This window comes from Pseudomonas sp. Pseusp3, assembly GCF_047304225.1.
Lineage (GTDB): Bacteria > Pseudomonadota > Gammaproteobacteria > Pseudomonadales > Pseudomonadaceae > Aquipseudomonas > Aquipseudomonas fluorescens_CD.
The window spans coordinates 108,582-125,308 of sequence record NZ_JBGLYV010000002.1 but is presented as its reverse complement, the minus strand read 5'-3'; the positions used below and the strand labels follow the sequence as shown (position 1 = coordinate 125,308).

Below are 16,727 nucleotides of genomic sequence, written 5' to 3'. Positions count from 1 at the left end.
GACTCCTAGATTTGTTGCTGTTCGTTCAGGGCAATCAGTACTGACGGGCTTTGGCCAGTCGTTCATTCAGGGTCTTGGCCACCGCCTCGGTGCGGGCGCTGGTGGAGACTTGCGCCACGCCGACCCGCCACCACGACAGGTAGCCGTGAATCATAGTTTTGGGCAGCACCTTGATGTCGATCAGCGTCGACACCGTCTGCAAGCGCGCATCGGCCAATGCCGCCTTCAGTTCTTCGACCGTGGTCACCTTGTAGGTCTTGCAGCCATAAGCCGCTGCGCTCATGGCGAAATCCACCGGCACGAACCCGCCGTCGAGCTTGCCGGTTTGCGGGTTGCGGAACCGGAACTCGGTGCCGAAGCTGTCCATGCCGTTGCCCATCTGCAGGTTGTTGATGCAACCGAAGGTCATGTTGTCGAGCAACACCACGTTGATCTTGCGTCGTTCCTGAATCGAGGTCGCCAGCTCCGAGTGCAGCATCATGTAAGAGCCGTCGCCGACCAGCGCATAGACCTCACGCTCCGGCTCGGCGAGCTTCACACCCAACGCGGCGTTGACCTCGTAACCCATGCAGGAATAGCCGTACTCGACGTGGTAGGTGTTCACACCCTTGCTGCGCCAACTGCGCTGCAAGTCGCCAGGCAGGCTGCCGGCAGCGGCGACGATCACTGCGTCGTCCGCCAGGGTTTCATTGAGCACGCCGAGCACGCGGCTCTGGGTCAGGCAGGAACCGGTCAGTTCGATGAATTCGCGCAGGACGGCCGGGTCCATGTGGTCGTTGATTTCCGGGACGAAATCCTTTGCCTGATACTCCACCTGATAGATGCGATCGACTTCTTCATCCAGTTGCGCCTTGGCCTGACGCGGCTGATCACCCCAACTGGAGCGATAGTCACCCAGGGCATCAGCCAAGGCGTTCAAGCCGGTTTTGGCGTCGGCCAGCAGTTGCACCCCGTCGAGTTTCAGAACGTCGCAGGGACTGATATTAAGATTGAGGAACTGAACCTCGGGGTGTTTGAACAAGGATTTCGAAGCGGTGGTGAAATCGCTGTAACGGGTGCCGATACCGATGATCAGATCAGCATCCCTGGCCAACAGGTTCGCCGCCAGGCAACCGGTTTCACCAATGCCTCCGACGTTCAGCGGATGGCTGGACACCAGCGCACTCTTGCCCGCCTGGGTTTCGGCGAAGGGAATATCGAAGCGCTCGGCAAACGCTTGCAACGCGCTGTTGGCGCCAGAGTACTTGACCCCGCCACCGCAAATAACCAGCGGTTTGCGCTTGCCTTTGAACAGCGCCAGCGCATCACCCAGCATGGCCTCGGTGACTGGACGACGCTCGATGCGGTGCACGCGTTTTTGCAGGAAGTAATCGGGATAGTCGTACGCCTCGGCCTGCACGTCCTGCGGCAAGGCCAGGGTCACGGCGCCGGTTTCGGCCGGATCGGTGAGCACACGCATGGCGTGGATTGCCGCCGTCATCAGTTGCTCGGGACGGTTGATGCGATCCCAGTATTTGCTCACAGCCTTGAATGCATCGTTGGTGCTGATACTCAGGTCGTGGAACTGCTCGATCTGTTGCAGCACCGGGTCCGGTTGGCGACAGGCGTAGACATCACCGGGCAACAAAAGCAATGGAATGCGGTTGGCTGTCGCGGTGGCGGCAGCGGTCAACATGTTCGCCGCACCTGGCCCCACGGATGAAGTACAGGCGTAGATCCTGCGCCGCAGGTGTTGTTTGGCGAAACCGATCGCCGCGTGAGCCATGCCTTGCTCATTGCGGCCCTGATGGACGATCAGGTCACCGCTGTCTTGCTCCAGGGCCTGCCCCAGGCCCAGCACGTTGCCGTGGCCGAAGATGGTAAAGATCCCGGCGACGAACTTGCTCTGAACCCCATCGACCTCGATGTACTGGTTGTCGAGGAATTTCACCAGGGCCTGGGCCATGGTCAGTCTTGTTGTGGTCATGCTTGCACCTTCCTTTGAGGCCGAATCCGGGGTGTGCGGTGAAAACCAATCACTGTGGGAGCGGGCTTGCCCGCGATAGCGATCTACCTGACACATCAATCTTGAATGTGCTGCCGTCATCGCGGGCAAGCCCGCTCCCACAGGGGATCTCCATCAACCTTGAGATTTCTGCAGGTGATCCATGCTCGCGCCGATCGCCCGTTCGATATCTGTCAGGCCATGGACGCTGTCAGCAAAGGGTTCGAACGACAGGTAGCCGCTGTAGCCGCTGCTGAGCAAGGTGTCGATTTGTGCCGCGTTGCCGAGAATGTCACCCTCGCCCACCAGCACCCGATGGCCGTCACGAATGGTCGCCAGCGGCGCCTCGGCATCCTCGACGCCGGAGATGTGCACCAGCCCGGTCAGCTCGGGAAAGAACTCATGCTCGCTGGCCAGGTGATGGTGAAAGGTGTCATGCACCAGGCGGAACACATCCAGCCCGCCGATGACCTTGATCGCATCGACGGCCGTGCGTTTGCGGCGCAGCGAACATTCTTCGAAACCCAGCGGCTCGATGAAACCGAGGATGCCGTGATCGCGCAGGATCGGCGCCAGCTGACTCAATGCCGTGCGCAGGCCTGAAGCGCGCTCGGCTTCGGTACGCAGGTCGGCACGATCGTTCAACGGGCACATGACCAGCCCTTGGGCGCCACAGTCCCTGGCATAGGCAGCGAGCTTCAAGGTTTGCGCACGGCGCTCGTCACTCCACACATCAAACGGATACAGCGCGTTGATCGACAGCACGGTGATGCCTTTGGCTGCGCACAACTCGCGCACACGCTCGGGCGCGGTGCCGTCCTCGATCTCGACGCCTTTGAGGTCGTTGCGGATCTCGATGGCGTCCGCCTTCAGGGTCACCGCCAACTCGATGAACGCGGGCAGGGACAAACGTGGGGCAACCATACGGTTCAGGGCGAAACGCAGGGGTTTGCTCATTATTGTTGTTCTCCGCACAGGTGAATTATTTGGCCGTTGGCATGCTGAATTCAGGGCCCTTGGCGATACTGTCGGGCCAGCGTTGCATCACGCTTTTGTAGCGGCTGTAGAAGCGGATGCCTTCTTCGCCGTATGCGTGGTGATCACCGAACAGCGAGCGCTTCCAGCCGCCGAACGAGTGCCAGGCCATGGGCACCGGAATCGGTACGTTGATACCGACCATGCCCACCTTGATGCTGCGGGCAAACGAGCGAGCAATGCCGCCATCGCTGGTGAAGCAGGACACGCCGTTGCCGAATTCATGGGCGTTGATCAGGGCCACGGCGCTGGCAAAGTCCGGCACGCGAACGATGCCAAGCACCGGGCCGAAGATTTCCTGCTGATAAATGCTCATCTCGGTCGTGACGTTATCGAACAGTGTCGCGCCGACGAAGAAACCATTCTCGGCCCCCGGCACCTTGAAGTGGCGGCCGTCGACGATCAGCTGTGCACCCTGGGCCACGCCCTGATCGATGAAGCCTTCAACCTTGGCCTTGTGTTCGGCAGTGACCAGCGGCCCCATGTCGGTGTCACCCAGCAGGCCATTGCCGACTTTCAATTGATCGATACGCGGCAGCAGTTTGGCGATCAAGCGGTCGCCGACATCGCCGACCGCGACGGCAATCGAGATCGCCATGCAGCGCTCGCCCGCCGAGCCGTAAGCGGCGCCAATCAAGGCATCCGCCGCTTGATCGAGATCGGCATCGGGCATGACGATCATGTGGTTCTTCGCCCCGCCCAGCGCCTGCACGCGCTTGCCGCGTGAAGTGGCTTGCTGGTGGATGTACTCGGCAATCGGCGTCGAACCGACAAACGAAATCGCCTCGATGTCCGGGTGTTGCAGCAAGGCGTCGACCGCCGTCTTGTCACCCTGGACCACGTTGAACACACCATCCGGCAAGCCGGCTTCGGTCAGCAGACGGGCCATCAGCAAACTGGCGGACGGATCGCGCTCGGAGGGTTTGAGGATGAAGCAGTTACCGGTAACCAGCGCCAACGGAATCATCCACAGCGGCACCATCACGGGGAAGTTGAACGGCGTCACCCCGGCGCAAACACCCAGGGGCTGACGCAGGTTCCAGTTGTCGATGCCGCCACCGATGTTGTCGCTGAACTCGGTCTTCAGCAGGTTCGGCGCACCGCAAGCATATTCGACGATTTCGATGCCGCGGGTGACTTCGCCTTTGGCGTCCGAAAAGACCTTGCCGTGTTCGCGGCTGATGATTTCTGCCAGTTCGTCGTGATGGCGATCGAGCAGCTCCTTGAACTTGAACATCACCCGCGAGCGCCGCAGGGACGATTGCTCGGACCAGGCCGGAAAGGCTTTCAGGGCCGAGGCGACCGCCTCGTCCACGGTCTTGTCGCTGGCCAGCCCGACGCGCGCCTGCACGCTGCCAGTGGCCGGGTTGAAGACGTTGCTGAGCCGCTCGTTACCGCTGTCCTGCACCTGACCGTCGATGTAATGGCCGATTACCGGGGCGTCGCTCATCGTTATTGCTCTCCGTGCAGATAGTGGAATTCAGAGATCCAGCAGCCAGCTGTGCTGCGGATCGTTATGGAACTGCCAGACGCGTTTCGGACCGGCCATCACATTCAGGTAATACGACGCGTAGCCGTACGGCACGCTGACCGGGTGATAGCCTTTGGGCACGACCACCAGGTCGCCGTTTTCCACGGCCATGGCCTGATCGATGCTGCGATCGTCGGTATACACCCGCTGGAACACGAAGCCCTGGGGCGGGTTGATCTGGTGGTAATAGGTTTCTTCGAGAAAGCTCTGGTGCGGCAGATCGTCGGTGTCGTGCTTGTGCGGCGGGTAGCTCGACGAGTGCCCCGAGGGCGTACGCACTTCCACCACCAGCAGCGAATGGGCCGGCTCGGTGTCCGGCAGGATGTCGCAGACGTAACGGGTGTTGGCGCCCTTGCCGCGCACACTGCGTTTCATTGTTTCAGGTTTGATCAGGCGGGGGCCGAGGGTTTCGGTGGTCGAACCAGGCGCAGCGCACACGGCAATTTGCACATCGCTCAGGGCGACCACCTGGGCTTGACTGCCGGGCGGCAAGTACGCGGCGACCGGAGACTTGTCTTCGAACACCGACTGCCGATCGCCAAGGTTGTCCCAGTCGAACGCGCCCTGCCCCGACGCTTCACCCTTGATGCTGACCTGGCCGCTGAGCAGCACCAGGCACAGTTCCTTGTCACCGGCAGCGACCGGCAGGGTTTCGCCGAGGCTCAAGCGGTAAGCGGCGAAACCGACGTATTCAAGCTCACCCTTGCCCAACTCGACCATGGTCCGGCCACGGGCATTGCTTTTGACCAGCAGGCTCATCGTGCAGTCCTCTCGTCGAGCAGCGCGCGCAAGGTGTCGAAGCCTTTTTTGGCATAGGCGTAGCTTGGGGCCACCGCCGGGTCCTGCTCGGCCTCGACCACCAGCCAGCCGTGGTAATCGGCCGCCAGCAGCACGTCGAGCAGCTCAGCGAAGTCGATGTCGCCATCTCCCGGCACGGTGAAGGTGCCGTTGATGATGCAGTCCGGGAAGCTCCACAGATTGTTGCGCGCCAGCTGCACCACCGGTTTGCGCACGTCCTTGAAATGCACATGGCAGATGCGTGAGATGTGTTTGCGCAGCACCTGCAAGGGTTCACCGCCGCCCATGTAGCAATGGCCCGAATCGAACAGCAGGCCGACTTCGCTGCCGGTCAACGCCATCAGTTTGTCGATGTCCGCCGGGGATTCGACGTAGGCGCCCATATGGTGGTGATAGGCCAGACGTACGCCCTGGGACAAGGTGAAACGCGCCAGCTCGGTGAGCTTGTCGGCGTATTCCTGCCAGGCCTGTTCGGTGTGAAAACGCGGGCGTTCGACCAGGGGAATGCGCTGGCCCTGGATGGAGTCCGCGACCTCGCCATAGACCAGCACCTTGGCGCCGTTCTTCGCCAGCAGTTCGACATGGTTGCCGATGGCGTCGATTTCCTCGGCCACCGAGCGGCGGGCCAGACGACTGGAATACCAGCCGGACACCAGCGCCAGGTCATACGGTCGCAGCACATCGCCAACGCCCTTGGCGTCCTTGGGGAATTTTCCGTTGAGTTCAAAACCTTCGTAACCGATTTCCTTGCCTTCGCTCAGGGCGGTGCTCAATGGCGTCTCGCCACCGAGGGACGGCAGGTCGTCGTTGCTCCAGGAGATCGGGTTGATGCCAATTCGGATAGCGGGCATGGCTGCACCTTTTATTGTTTTTACATTAACCATCAAGTCTGGCGCTGCACCCCTGTGGGATCGCGCGGTGTTCCATCAAGCGCGGGCAGTACGCCAGGCATCGATCAATTCGACGAAGGTGCCCTGCACCTGTCGAATCAGCGCCTCATCGTCGATCTCACCGGCCAGCCACGCGCGGCTGGGCTCCTGGAAAATCGTCCGGCCCACGGCGAACCCACGGCATGTCCGGCTCTGGCTGGCCTGTTGAAAGCCTTCGGCCAACGCTGATGCCGGGGCATTCAAGCCCAGCAACACCACACCACGGCAGTACGGATCACGCTCCTGAATCAGTTCGTCGAGTTGCTTCCACTCCTCGGCGCTTTGCGCTTCGATCTTCCACCACGCCGGGTAGATGCCCAGGTTGTAGAGGCGTTTGAGGGCGCGATACAACACGTCCGGGTGCGTCGAGGGGTGATCCTTGGGCGGGATGATTTCCAGCAGCAGTTCATGACCGCTGACCTGGGACGCCTGATACAAACCCTTGATCTGCGCCTCCTGTTCCAGGCGCAGTAACGGTTCGTCATCGGGGTGAAATTGCACCAGGCACTTGATGATCTGCTCTTGTGGCCAGGCGATCAGGTTGCTGCCGATCGAACGCCCGTGTTCGAAGGCCAACGGACGGGAGCCTTGTACCTCGACCGGCCGCGCCACCCACCAGCCGCGACCGGTGGCGGCGTTCAGTGAATCCTGGCCGAAACGTTGATCGGCCAGCAGCCCGACATCGGCATCGATGCCTTGCTTTTGCAAATCGGCGTCGACCCGCTCCACGGCCCGGATAAAAAGCTGCTTGAGCTCGCTAATGGCGTTGAGGTCACGGCCGCCCTTATGGGCCAACTCCACCAGTTGCCAGCGATGGTCGAACGCAAAGATGAACAGTTGCTTCCACTGTTTGCGCGGCACGCTGACCTGATGCAGGCGTTGCAACGTTACGTCCTGATCCGGACGCGTAATCGGTACCGGGCTGTTGAACAGGTAATCCAGTTCGGCGCGGGTCGGCATCGCCGGGGCGCAGGCATGGCGCGACACCACCAGGCCGCCGCAGGCATTGGCCAGCTGGCAGCAGCGCTCATCGCTGGCGTCCTCCAGCCAACCGCTGAGGAAGCCCGACATGAAGGCATCGCCGGCCCCCAGCACGTTAAGCACCTCCACACGCACGCCAGGATAAATCGCACCGTCTTCAAGACGGGCCGGGATCTCTCCATGAATCACCGTGCAGCCTTGCGGGCCGAGCTTGACCACCAGGGTCGCGTCGCTCAATCGACGGACATTGCGCAGCGCGGTGAGCAAATCCCCGGAACCACCGGCAATCAGAAACTCTTCTTCGGTGCCGACAATCAGATCGAAACGCGGGAGGATTTTCTGCACATGCTGACTGACGTTCTGGTCAGCGACGAAACGGGTTTCACCGTCCGCCTTGCCAGCCAAACCCCAGAGCACCGGGCGGTAGTCGATGTCCAGCACCCGTTTGACGTTATGCTTCTGTGCATAGTCCAGTGCCTGGATGCTCGCCTTGTAGACGCCGTCGGTAGAGAAATGCGTGCCGGTGATCAGCAAGGCCTTGCTGGAGGCGATAAAGGCTTCACTGATGTCTTCGGCCCGTAGCGCCATGTCGGCGCAATTTTCGCGGTAGAACACCAGAGGAAAGGTTTCGCGGTCCTTGAGGCCGAGCAACACCATCGCCGTCAGGCGCTCCGGATCAACCTTGATAGCGCTGGTGTCGCAGCCTTCGCGGGCCAGGGACTCGACCAGGAAACGCCCCATGTGGTCGTCCCCTACCCGGCTCAGCATCGCTGACTTCAGCCCCAGGCGAGCGGTGCCGAAAGCGATGTTGGCGGACGATCCACCGAGGTATTTGGCGAAGCTGCTCACATCCTCCAGCCGCGCCCCGACCTGCTGTGCATAAAGGTCGACGCCAAGGCGCCCCAGGCAAATCAGATCCAATTGACGTCCACTGGCAAAACGAGTCTGGCCCATGCTGGCTCCTGTTATTTTTATCAGCCTGTGTTCAGGACGATGACCGCGCCGAACACTCTTGGTGGATGCAGACTAAAACGACAGGGATCGAACAATCAATAATTATTCCAAATATTTTTTACGTGGAATATTTTTTCCAATAAACTTCAGTACAAGCGTTCCAGACGCAGTGCATCGTTTCAGCAAGCTGCTGACTGCTGCAAGCTCAAGATTTTGTTCGGGCCTACCCTGTAGACTGCGCACAGCCAACCTATTGTCCTGGGACGCGGTGAAACATCGTCGCTATAAGAACAAGCCAAGAACAAGCCAGAAGGATTCCCTATGTCCCGCACCGATCAGCCGGATTCGACCGAGAGCACGCCCGAGAGCGATCTTGCCAGCCCCCCGATCAATGCCGAGAGTCTGCTGCAGCTGATCACCCAGGAATACGAAAGCCTGCCGCGCCAACTCAAACGCATCGCCAGTTACATGAGCCAGCAAAGCGACCGGATCATGGTCGACCGCATCAGCGACATCGCCCGCGAGTGCGAAGTACACCCGTCGGCCATCGTGCGGTTTTCCCAACGTTTCGGCTTCAGCGGCTTCAGCGAAATGCAGGCGTTGTTCCGCGAGGCGTATACCCACAAAACCACCCCGGTGCAGAACTACCAGCAACGCATTCGCAGCATGATCGCCAACAAGTCGCAGAAAGCCAGCGGTGGCGATCTGGCGCGCGAGTGCATCAACGCGACCCTGTCGGGCATCGAACGACTGGGGCTGGAACTCGATGACCAGGCCTTCGACAAGGCAGTGGACCTGGTGGTCAATGCCGACAACATCTACGTGGTCGGTGTGCGCCGCTCGTTCGCGGTAGCCGATTACCTGGTCTACAACCTGCAACACACCAACAAGCGCATTCACCTGGTGTCGGGGCTCGGCGGCAGCTACCGCGAGCAAATGCGCAGCGTGCGCACCAACGACCTGGTGATCGCCATCAGCTTCACGCCGTACGGCAAGGAAACCCAGCACTGCCTGCGCATCGCCCAGCATAATCAGGCGAAAACCCTGATCATCACCGACAGCAATCTCTCGCCCCTGGCCAAGCGCGCCAACACCCTGCTGCTGGTTAACGAAGGCAGCTCGTTTGCGTTTCGTTCATTGAGCGCGACCCTGTGCCTGTGCCAGGCGCTGTTTATCGCCGTGGCCTATCGACTGGAGTTGAAGGTCGACGAGATTCACGAGCAGGTCGGGTTCGAAGACTGACCGAGACACTGGCGTTACGGCTCCCCGCACAACTCACCGGCAGCGATTCAGCGATCTGCTGTAAATTTTTATTCTAAAAATTGATGTTAGGGAATATTTATTCTATAAGTTGGATCTCTGAAAACAAGAATTCAAAGGATCCTGTCATGCGCGAACTCGGAATCGGACTTATCGGCACGGGTTTCATGGGGCGTGCCCATGCCCTGGCCTTTCGCAACGTCAGTGCGGCATTCGAACTGCCCTTCACGCTTCGCCTCGCTGCCCTGGCTGACGCCGATCCCGTTCGTGCGCAAGCATGCGCCACTGCCTGGGGTTTTGAGCAGGCCTATGGCGACTGGCAGCAATTAATCGACGATCCCAAGGTCACCCTGATCGCCATTACCACGCCCAACCACCTGCACTACCCGATGGCCATGGCCGCAATTGCCGCTGGCAAGCCGGTGTACTGCGAAAAACCGCTGGCGGTGAACCTTGAACAGGCCAATGCCATGTACCTGGCGGCCAAGGATGCCGGCGTGGTCACCCGTGTCGGCTACAACTACCAGCACAACCCGATCATCGGCCTGGCGCGCGAGTTGATTCAGAGCGGTGAACTCGGCGAAATCATCAGCTTTCAAGGCGAATTCAGCGAAGACTTCATGGCCGATCCAGCGTCCCCCTGGTCGTGGCGCTGCGAGGCCGGACATGCCGGCGGGGCGCTGGCGGATCTGGGCAGTCACTTGCTCGCCATGGCGCGCCATCTGCTGGGTAATGTCGAAGCGGTGTGCGCCGATTCCCAGACTGTGCACCGCCTGCGCCCGGTCACGGCCGGTAGCCAGGAACAGCGCAGCATTGCTGTCGACGATCAGGCCCATGCCTTGCTGCGCTTCGCCAACGGTGCGCGTGGCACCTTCAGCAGCAGTTGGCTCAAGCACGGCTACAAGAATCACCTGAGTTTCGAGATCAGTGGAACCCAAGGGACCCTGTCATTCGATCAGGAGCGTTTGAATGAGTTACGCCTGTGCCGTGTCGGCCAGGACGGTTTCCAGCGCTTACTGGCCGGGCCGAACCTGCCCGGATATGCCGCGTTCAGTCCGGCGCCGGGGCATCAACTGGGCTACAACGAGTTGAAAACGCTGGAAGTGCATGAGTTGATCATGGCCTTGGCCGGCCAAGGACAAGCCGGCACTGATTTCGAGCAAGCCCTGGAAGTGGAGCGACTGGCGACGGCGATTCGATTGGCGGCACGGGAACAGCGTTGGGTCAATATCAGCGAGATCTGATCGCCGATAAGGCTGCCGCCAATGGCAGTGGCAGGATGCGAAAGGTGCACTCGCAGCGTGTGCCTTTTGGTCTCTACCCTTGCAGGAGTTGTACAGGTCATTGTCGGGAATCAGGACGCAGCTGCCCTCGCAAGCATAACGCCCGAATGAAGCGTCCAAAATCATTAGGCCAGTTCAAAACCACAATATCGCTATATAGGGACAGGCTCCAAAAGCGACGACATATTCGAAGACGGGGCAGATGCGCCGTGGTTTGTGGTTCGTCGTGGAGAGTGGATTGAAAGGGTTAGGGATCGCGTATGTCTGGCGCCCACTGAAATAACAGCACCTCAATGATACTAATTAGCCACCACCCTACCAATTTTTCCTCAAGCGAAATGTACGCCTGCTCGCAAGTCACTCCCCGGGCTCTGGCTTGGTCAGCATTTGCAGCCAGGTCAAACGCTCGTTGGTCAGCGCGCTTGAACGCGTCGATAAGCACAGCGACGGCTGGAGGGTATGCAGATTCAGCAGGGTGAAGTGGCCGTCCATCCAGCCGCCGGTGTCGATGTGGTAGACGTTGCCGAGAACTGCTGGCTGGCGCACCGGTGTATGACCAACCACAACAGCCCTGACCCCGCTAACCACCTGGGAGCTTTCTTCAGAAATACGCTTCCTCGACCATTGGGCAATCGCTGCAACGTGAGCTGCTTCCACGGAGCTTCCCTGCTCGATCACCTGTACGAATTCATTCCAGTGGTCATAGGGGCAGTCGGCGTGGACGATCCCGATAAGGCCCGCTGGCGTCCACACTTCGATCACCAGTGGCAAGTCGGCCAACAGCTCGGAATACCAAGCTTGCTCAACAGACGAGCGCGCATAAAGCCAAGAACCACCGTTGATGAGGTGCATTACCTTCATGCGACCTTCAGGGTCTGCACGGTAGGCATCTACTGCCATCTGCTCATGATTTCCGCGCACGGCGTGAAACCATGGCTTGCCCAGCCAAGAGTCAACCTGCTCCGACTCCGGCCCGCGATCCACGAGATCGCCGACGCTGAAAAGCCGGTCAACATCAGGATTGAACTGAACTGCATCCAAGGCGGCTTGCAACCTGGAGAAGCAACCATGGATATCACCAACCGCAAAGTCCCGGCCGATTTCGTTGATTTTGAAGCGATCAATCCGGTTCATGCCGCCACCTCGCCCAGCAGATCGGTGAACACCACACCGCGCGCAGTGAAATCAGCCACGATGCGGTCCGTGTATTGATCTGCGTCATCTTGGCAACACGCTGGTAAAGGGCAAACCAGAGGGCATTCTGGTCGAGGATATGGTCCTTGCCCGGACGCAGAGAGACCACAGCGTACTTCTTATCCCGGAACATGGTGTTCAGCCTCGTGATAGCCTCAGCGAGCCTGGCTTGGCTGTTAACGCTGATTTTACCAGTCATTGCGCCGCCCTCTTCACTTCCAGTTCACTATGAGCAAACGCAAGCCCGACAACATGCGGGTACGGATCGAGCAGTCCTGCCGGGCGCTGCTCAGCAGCAACCACGTTGCGCCAGCACCGACGACAGACATGGCTGGGTCTACCGGCCCACGGAATTGAAGAGGCAGGCCATGGCCAAGAGTGGACAGGAACGATCGGCGAACGCTGCATAGAAGCGGATCGAGTACGACGAGAAGGAAATGTGGTGCGGATGTTTCGAAATGAAAGTTTGCGGGAGCTGCGCAGGGACCCGGGTGACGAGCACTTCGCGTCCTGAACGGTCATTCCTGCAATCAGTTACCTCGACTGAGCTGCAAGTTCCGGGTCGTGCATTCAGTGGTGCTAACAGTACCCATGAAAGCGTTCATCTTCACGGCGCACCTCTCGATATTCAAGCCATTACATCCATCGCTTGAGATGTTGGTGACTATGGGCCAGGGAGCCGCCACCCGCAGGTTTGATGCTCAAGTAGCTTTCCCCCTGACACCGTTCCCATGCCCGTTTCCAATGTCATCCAGGCGTGCATTCGCAGATACGATCACGACCCTATGTGCGAAAGTTCTTCGTCAATGGTTCGCTCTGCATTCTGCGCAGCGGTTGTCGCGAACTCGTAACAGACCCAGAAGTCCTGCTCCGTTACGGATGCAGATCCCTGCAAGTTCTCCAGGCAGCGCGTTAATGCATGCTTTATCAAGCCATCATTTAGAACATTACGGGCTGCCTCTTCACCTTCAACCGCTCGAATGGCAGCTTCGATTTCTTCGATCTGCTCAATCTTTGCCGCCAGCGCGACCTTGGCGAACTCATCTCGCTCGATGATTTTGCTCCAAGAGTGATCAACTATCAGCGTTTTCATTAGTAGTCCCCTGTCTTCCGGACTCATGAAGGGCCATCAAGCAATAGCCCAAAAACTCGAATCACGCCAGCCCGGTGGCGCTAGCCCAAGGCAAAGAGGTTCTGCCGTTCGGACCGCCCTGCGAAGGTTTCGATTTCACCGGCTGTGAATGCCCATGATCTGGTATCGATGGAGTGATCATCGGCCTCACCTTTTGTCGCAAGTCGATTGACTGACAGGGGCCTTGGGAGCTCAGTTATCAGCCGGCTAAACCTGATCAGAAGAGAAACACCATGTCTAAAATTACAGTGATATCCGGTGACTTTCTGGCAGGTGATGCCGATTTTCAATCTGGACGGTTCACTCTAAAATCCGCATTAAAACCTTCTCGCGAATTAACGATATCCATTTCAAAACTGGAAGCCCTGGAAACAGCAACCGAAGAGGTCGTAAACAAGAAAGGAAGCGTCATTCGATGGAGCCTGGCTGGAGCATTGCTTTTAGGGCCGATTGGACTGGTTGCGGGCTGGTTGCTATGTGATAAAGAAAGGGAAATAACCTTCTACGCAAAATTCAAGGATGGCCGCTCCCTTCTTGCTACAACTGATATCGACACTTACTCCAAAATCTCTGCCTCGCCCCTCAAGTAACACCACTCCCCCCCTTCAAAGTCAGCCGCTAACACGGCAAGGGCGAAGTCATGTCTGAAGAAACTGTTTTGATCCAGTCGCTGCCGGTCGAACCGGGCGCCGAGTCGATCCCGAGACTGAAAAGTGTTGCGGCGCCTGCTTGTGTGATGATGGATCCAGGCGAATATCACGCTCTTCACGGCACGGCATTGGGAACTCTACAAGCAGTATTGAGCGAACGTTTCGATAAAGACGATTTCGTGTTGCTGCACATTCTGAAACCTTATGCCCGGCCCAGTCATCCCCATTGGCCGCCAGTGTTCGTTAGTTGGTGTTCAACGTGGTGAACAATCAAACCGAGGCTTTTAAATCCACGCCCAGCGCCTGGGCAAATGCCTTCACCAAGGGGCTGCGCACAGTGTTATGGCGCAGGATCAGACTGAACGGCGTGACGATGTTGATCAGGTCCGGGCGCACCGCGCGAAACTCTCCCCGCGCCACCATCGGCGCGGCGTAATGCTGGGGCAGGAAACCCAGGAAACGACCAGTCTTGATCAGCAGCGCAACGGCCTCCACCTGGGTTGCCGAGGCGGAAAAGCTGTCGTAGTGGGCAAATTTCAATTTGTCGCGATGAATCGCGTAGCGATGGTTGATGCATTCGTAATCCTTGAGCACATTACTACCCATGTCCGCGTCCGCCATGGAGAACAGCGGGTGGCCGAGCGCGCAATAAACCTCCGAGCGTTCTTCGTATAGCGCGTAGTAATCGAACTCCTCGCGCTTTTGATAAACCGGCACAACCCCCGCAACTAACCGCCCCTCGACGACACCTCTTTCAACCTCATCAAGCTGCGTTGCCTGAAGTTGAAATCTAACCTTGGGAGACTGTTCGTTTATACGTCTAAGCGCGGCAACTAACGGCGAATTGGCGTCAGAGATGGTGTTATCAATAACCCCCACACCAAGATCACCGACAAGTTCGTTTTGCGCCGAACTAAGGCGGTCACGAAAGTTGTCGACCGAAGCAAATAAGTCTATTGACGCCTGATACACCAGACGCCCTTCTTCCGTCAGGTGAAAGCCCTCTCGCCCTCGCGTGCAAAGGCGCATGCCGATACGGATTTCCAGGTCGGAAATTTGTTTGCTGATGGCTGCCAGCCCCACATTCAGCTCATTTTGCGCGGCACTGAAGCCTCCAGCCTCGACCACAGCCTTGAACACTTTGAGCAATTTGAAGTCCAGCCCGCTGAGGGCTAACGGTGCCCGTTGCAGGGTTTTCGGCGGCGGGTTTCCGGAATTGGAAAGTGGGGTTTCCATAATGCTTATTTACCTCTGGCGCCCTATTCAACAATCTGTGCCCAACAACAAAAACATAGCTGGCCTAATAAATAATGAACACAGAAAACCAGGCTTGGCAACCGCCAATAAATCCCGAACATCAGTGCCAAACCACTGATCTCAAAATATTAAAAGCTGACACTTCGATCAGTTCTCGCTCCTTTGCAACTGCCCTCTTGAAAACTGCCCTGGCCTGATTTCGCTCGCTGACTTTGTAGCGACGTTGCGGCCCGGCATCCCCATTTCAGTTCGCGTTACCGACGAGGAAAACAACAATGTCTCAAACCACCGACCGTCTCTGGGGTGCTCGCTTCAAAAGCGGCCCGTCCGAAGCCTTGGCGGCCCTGTCCCGTTGCCCTGAGCGCTACTTCCGGCTCACCCCGTACGACCTCGCCGGCTCCAAGGCCCATGCCCGGGAACTGCAGCGCGCCGGACTGCTGAGCGAGCAAGAAACCCGGACCATGCTCGACGCCCTGGAACGTATCGGCGCTGACTTTCGCGCCGGCAGCATCGCCCCGACCCTGGACGACGAAGACGTCCACACCTTCATCGAGCGTCTGCTGACCGAACGCCTTGGCGCCCTCGGTGGCAAGCTGCGCGCCGGTCGTTCGCGCAACGACCAGACCGCCAACGACCTGCGTCTGTTTCTGCGCGATCACGTACGCACCCTGGCCGCCGAAGTGCTGGCCTTGCAACAGGCGCTGGTGGCTCAGGCCGAACAACACATTGAAACCATCTGCCCCGGCTTCACCCACCTGCAGCAGGCACAACCGATCGTGTTTGCTCATCACCTGCTGGCTCATTCGCAATCGATGCTGCGTGACGTGCAGCGCCTGGTGGACTGGGACGCTCGCACCTCGCTATCGCCACTTGGCGCAGCCGCGATGGCCGGGTCTGCCATCGCTCGCCTGCCGCAGCAATCGGCGAAAGAAATGGGTTACAGCGGTGTTTGCGAAAACTCCATCGACGCCGTGGCCAGCCGCGATCACGTCGCCGAGTTCCTGTTCATCGCCAGCATGCTCGGCATCAACATCTCGCGCCTCGCCGAAGAGTTCTGCCTGTGGTCGTCGCGGCAATTCCGCTGGGTCGCGCTGGACGACGCCTACGCCACCGGCAGCTCGATCATGCCGCAGAAAAAGAACCCGGACATCGCCGAACTGGCGCGGGGCAAGGCGGGTCGCCTGATCGGCAACCTGACCGGCCTGTTGTCCACCCTCAAATCCCTGCCGCTGTCCTACAACCGCGACTTGAGCGAAGACAAGAACGGCGTGCTCGACAGCGTCGACACCCTGCTGCTGGTGCTGCCGGCCATGGCTGGAATGGTCGCGACCATGAAGGTCAACGTCGAAGAGCTGCGTCGTCAGGCACCTATGGGGTTCACCCTCGCTACCGAAGTCGCCGACTGGCTGGCCGTACGCGGCGTGCCGTTCAAGGAAGCCCACGAAATCACCGGCGCGTTGGTCCAGGCTTGTGAGAAACACGACATCGAATTGTGGGAAGCCTCGCCGACACTGTTGGCCGAGATCGATCCACGCCTGACCCCGCAAGTGCGCGACAGCCTGACCCTCGAAGCCGCCATCGCCGCCCGCAGTGGCTGGGGTGGCACCGCGCCGCAACAGGTGCGCGAGCAGATCGGCCGTTTGAAAACCGCCCTCGCCGCCCAGCAAGCATGGACCGAGAACTATCAGGGCTTCCGCCTCTGAGCCAAAACACAAAACTCCTGTAGGAGCGAGCCTGCT

Annotated in this window: 15 protein-coding genes and 1 pseudogene; 5 read left to right on the top strand and 11 right to left on the bottom strand. The window is 59.1% G+C overall.

Annotated features, from left to right (window positions below; genetic code table 11):
* Window positions 1-34 precede the first annotated feature (34 nt).
* The 6 genes from iolD to ACCD00_RS01480 form a co-directional block, all read right to left on the bottom strand.
* The gene (gene iolD, locus ACCD00_RS01505; RefSeq protein ID WP_413421315.1) at window positions 35-1,966 is read right to left on the bottom strand and encodes a 3D-(3,5/4)-trihydroxycyclohexane-1,2-dione acylhydrolase (decyclizing); all 1,932 of its coding nucleotides are present in this window, start codon (window positions 1,964-1,966) and stop codon (window positions 35-37) included.
* Between the two features lie 153 nt (window positions 1,967-2,119).
* On the bottom strand, window positions 2,120-2,941 hold the full coding sequence (locus tag ACCD00_RS01500; protein ID WP_413421313.1) for a TIM barrel protein: 822 nt from the start codon (window positions 2,939-2,941) through the stop codon (window positions 2,120-2,122).
* Between the two features lie 25 nt (window positions 2,942-2,966).
* Window positions 2,967-4,469, bottom strand: coding sequence for a CoA-acylating methylmalonate-semialdehyde dehydrogenase (locus tag ACCD00_RS01495; RefSeq protein WP_413421311.1), 1,503 nt, complete (start codon window positions 4,467-4,469; stop codon window positions 2,967-2,969).
* A 30-nt stretch (window positions 4,470-4,499) separates the two neighbouring features.
* Window positions 4,500-5,309 (bottom strand): 5-deoxy-glucuronate isomerase, encoded by an 810-nt coding sequence (iolB, locus tag ACCD00_RS01490; RefSeq protein WP_413421309.1) that lies wholly within the window; start codon window positions 5,307-5,309, stop codon window positions 4,500-4,502.
* Complete coding sequence (gene iolE, locus ACCD00_RS01485) at window positions 5,306-6,199, bottom strand: myo-inosose-2 dehydratase (RefSeq protein ID WP_413421307.1); 894 nt, start codon at window positions 6,197-6,199, stop codon at window positions 5,306-5,308. Before iolE ends, iolB begins: the two co-directional genes overlap by 4 nt.
* Window positions 6,200-6,274: 75 nt before the next feature.
* Window positions 6,275-8,212 carry a bifunctional 5-dehydro-2-deoxygluconokinase/5-dehydro-2-deoxyphosphogluconate aldolase gene (locus tag ACCD00_RS01480; protein ID WP_413421305.1) on the bottom strand — a complete coding sequence of 646 codons (1,938 nt, stop codon included), beginning with the start codon at window positions 8,210-8,212 and terminating at the stop codon, window positions 6,275-6,277.
* Window positions 8,213-8,533: 321 nt separating this feature from the next.
* On the opposite strand from ACCD00_RS01480, the gene ACCD00_RS01475 reads away from it, so the two are divergent.
* Window positions 8,534-9,454, top strand: a complete 921-nt coding sequence (locus tag ACCD00_RS01475; protein ID WP_413421303.1) for a MurR/RpiR family transcriptional regulator — start codon at window positions 8,534-8,536, stop codon at window positions 9,452-9,454.
* 146 nt (window positions 9,455-9,600) lie between these two features.
* Window positions 9,601-10,716, top strand: coding sequence for a Gfo/Idh/MocA family protein (locus ACCD00_RS01470; RefSeq protein WP_413421301.1), 1,116 nt, complete (start codon window positions 9,601-9,603; stop codon window positions 10,714-10,716).
* A 286-nt stretch (window positions 10,717-11,002) separates the two neighbouring features.
* On the opposite strand, the gene ACCD00_RS01465 is transcribed toward ACCD00_RS01470, so the two are convergent.
* From ACCD00_RS01465 to ACCD00_RS01450, 4 genes and pseudogenes are all read right to left on the bottom strand, one after another.
* Window positions 11,003-11,197 (bottom strand): hypothetical protein, encoded by a 195-nt coding sequence (locus ACCD00_RS01465; protein WP_413421299.1) that lies wholly within the window; start codon window positions 11,195-11,197, stop codon window positions 11,003-11,005.
* Entirely contained in the window at window positions 11,113-11,889 is a 777-nt protein-coding gene (locus ACCD00_RS01460) for a metallophosphoesterase (protein WP_413421297.1), read from the bottom strand. The genes ACCD00_RS01465 and ACCD00_RS01460 overlap by 85 nt, the downstream gene beginning before the upstream one ends.
* A gap of 76 nt (window positions 11,890-11,965) precedes the next feature.
* A pseudogene (locus ACCD00_RS01455) lies at window positions 11,966-12,148 on the bottom strand (hypothetical protein); the annotation flags it as partial.
* A gap of 576 nt (window positions 12,149-12,724) precedes the next feature.
* Window positions 12,725-13,042: a hypothetical protein gene (locus ACCD00_RS01450; protein WP_413421295.1), complete on the bottom strand. Its 318-nt coding sequence runs from the start codon at window positions 13,040-13,042 to the stop codon at window positions 12,725-12,727.
* A gap of 272 nt (window positions 13,043-13,314) precedes the next feature.
* Between ACCD00_RS01450 and ACCD00_RS01445 the strand changes: the two genes are divergently transcribed.
* Both ACCD00_RS01445 and ACCD00_RS01440 read left to right on the top strand, forming a co-directional pair.
* A complete protein-coding gene (locus ACCD00_RS01445) occupies window positions 13,315-13,671 on the top strand; it encodes a hypothetical protein (RefSeq protein WP_413421293.1) in 357 nt (118 codons plus the stop codon).
* Between the two features lie 50 nt (window positions 13,672-13,721).
* Window positions 13,722-13,997, top strand: coding sequence for a hypothetical protein (locus tag ACCD00_RS01440; RefSeq protein WP_413421291.1), 276 nt, complete (start codon window positions 13,722-13,724; stop codon window positions 13,995-13,997).
* A gap of 4 nt (window positions 13,998-14,001) precedes the next feature.
* Here ACCD00_RS01440 and ACCD00_RS01435 read toward each other — a convergent pair whose 3' ends face one another.
* Window positions 14,002-14,967 (bottom strand): LysR family transcriptional regulator, encoded by a 966-nt coding sequence (locus tag ACCD00_RS01435; RefSeq protein WP_413421289.1) that lies wholly within the window; start codon window positions 14,965-14,967, stop codon window positions 14,002-14,004.
* A gap of 296 nt (window positions 14,968-15,263) precedes the next feature.
* Here ACCD00_RS01435 and argH point away from each other — a divergent pair, with 296 nt between their 5' ends.
* Window positions 15,264-16,691 carry an argininosuccinate lyase gene (gene argH / locus ACCD00_RS01430; RefSeq protein WP_413421287.1) on the top strand — a complete coding sequence of 476 codons (1,428 nt, stop codon included), beginning with the start codon at window positions 15,264-15,266 and terminating at the stop codon, window positions 16,689-16,691.
* Window positions 16,692-16,727 lie beyond the last annotated feature (36 nt).

Coding starts and splice junctions, on each gene's coding strand:
- iolD (WP_413421315.1), bottom strand. CDS start 1,966: ATGACCACAACAAGACTGACCATGGCCCAGGCCCTGGTGAAATTCCTC.
- ACCD00_RS01500 (WP_413421313.1), bottom strand. CDS start 2,941: ATGAGCAAACCCCTGCGTTTCGCCCTGAACCGTATGGTTGCCCCACGT.
- ACCD00_RS01495 (WP_413421311.1), bottom strand. CDS start 4,469: ATGAGCGACGCCCCGGTAATCGGCCATTACATCGACGGTCAGGTGCAG.
- iolB (WP_413421309.1), bottom strand. CDS start 5,309: ATGAGCCTGCTGGTCAAAAGCAATGCCCGTGGCCGGACCATGGTCGAG.
- iolE (WP_413421307.1), bottom strand. CDS start 6,199: ATGCCCGCTATCCGAATTGGCATCAACCCGATCTCCTGGAGCAACGAC.
- ACCD00_RS01480 (WP_413421305.1), bottom strand. CDS start 8,212: ATGGGCCAGACTCGTTTTGCCAGTGGACGTCAATTGGATCTGATTTGC.
- ACCD00_RS01475 (WP_413421303.1), top strand. CDS start 8,534: ATGTCCCGCACCGATCAGCCGGATTCGACCGAGAGCACGCCCGAGAGC.
- ACCD00_RS01470 (WP_413421301.1), top strand. CDS start 9,601: ATGCGCGAACTCGGAATCGGACTTATCGGCACGGGTTTCATGGGGCGT.
- ACCD00_RS01460 (WP_413421297.1), bottom strand. CDS start 11,889: ATGAACCGGATTGATCGCTTCAAAATCAACGAAATCGGCCGGGACTTT.
- ACCD00_RS01450 (WP_413421295.1), bottom strand. CDS start 13,042: ATGAAAACGCTGATAGTTGATCACTCTTGGAGCAAAATCATCGAGCGA.
- ACCD00_RS01445 (WP_413421293.1), top strand. CDS start 13,315: ATGTCTAAAATTACAGTGATATCCGGTGACTTTCTGGCAGGTGATGCC.
- ACCD00_RS01440 (WP_413421291.1), top strand. CDS start 13,722: ATGTCTGAAGAAACTGTTTTGATCCAGTCGCTGCCGGTCGAACCGGGC.
- ACCD00_RS01435 (WP_413421289.1), bottom strand. CDS start 14,967: ATGGAAACCCCACTTTCCAATTCCGGAAACCCGCCGCCGAAAACCCTG.
- argH (WP_413421287.1), top strand. CDS start 15,264: ATGTCTCAAACCACCGACCGTCTCTGGGGTGCTCGCTTCAAAAGCGGC.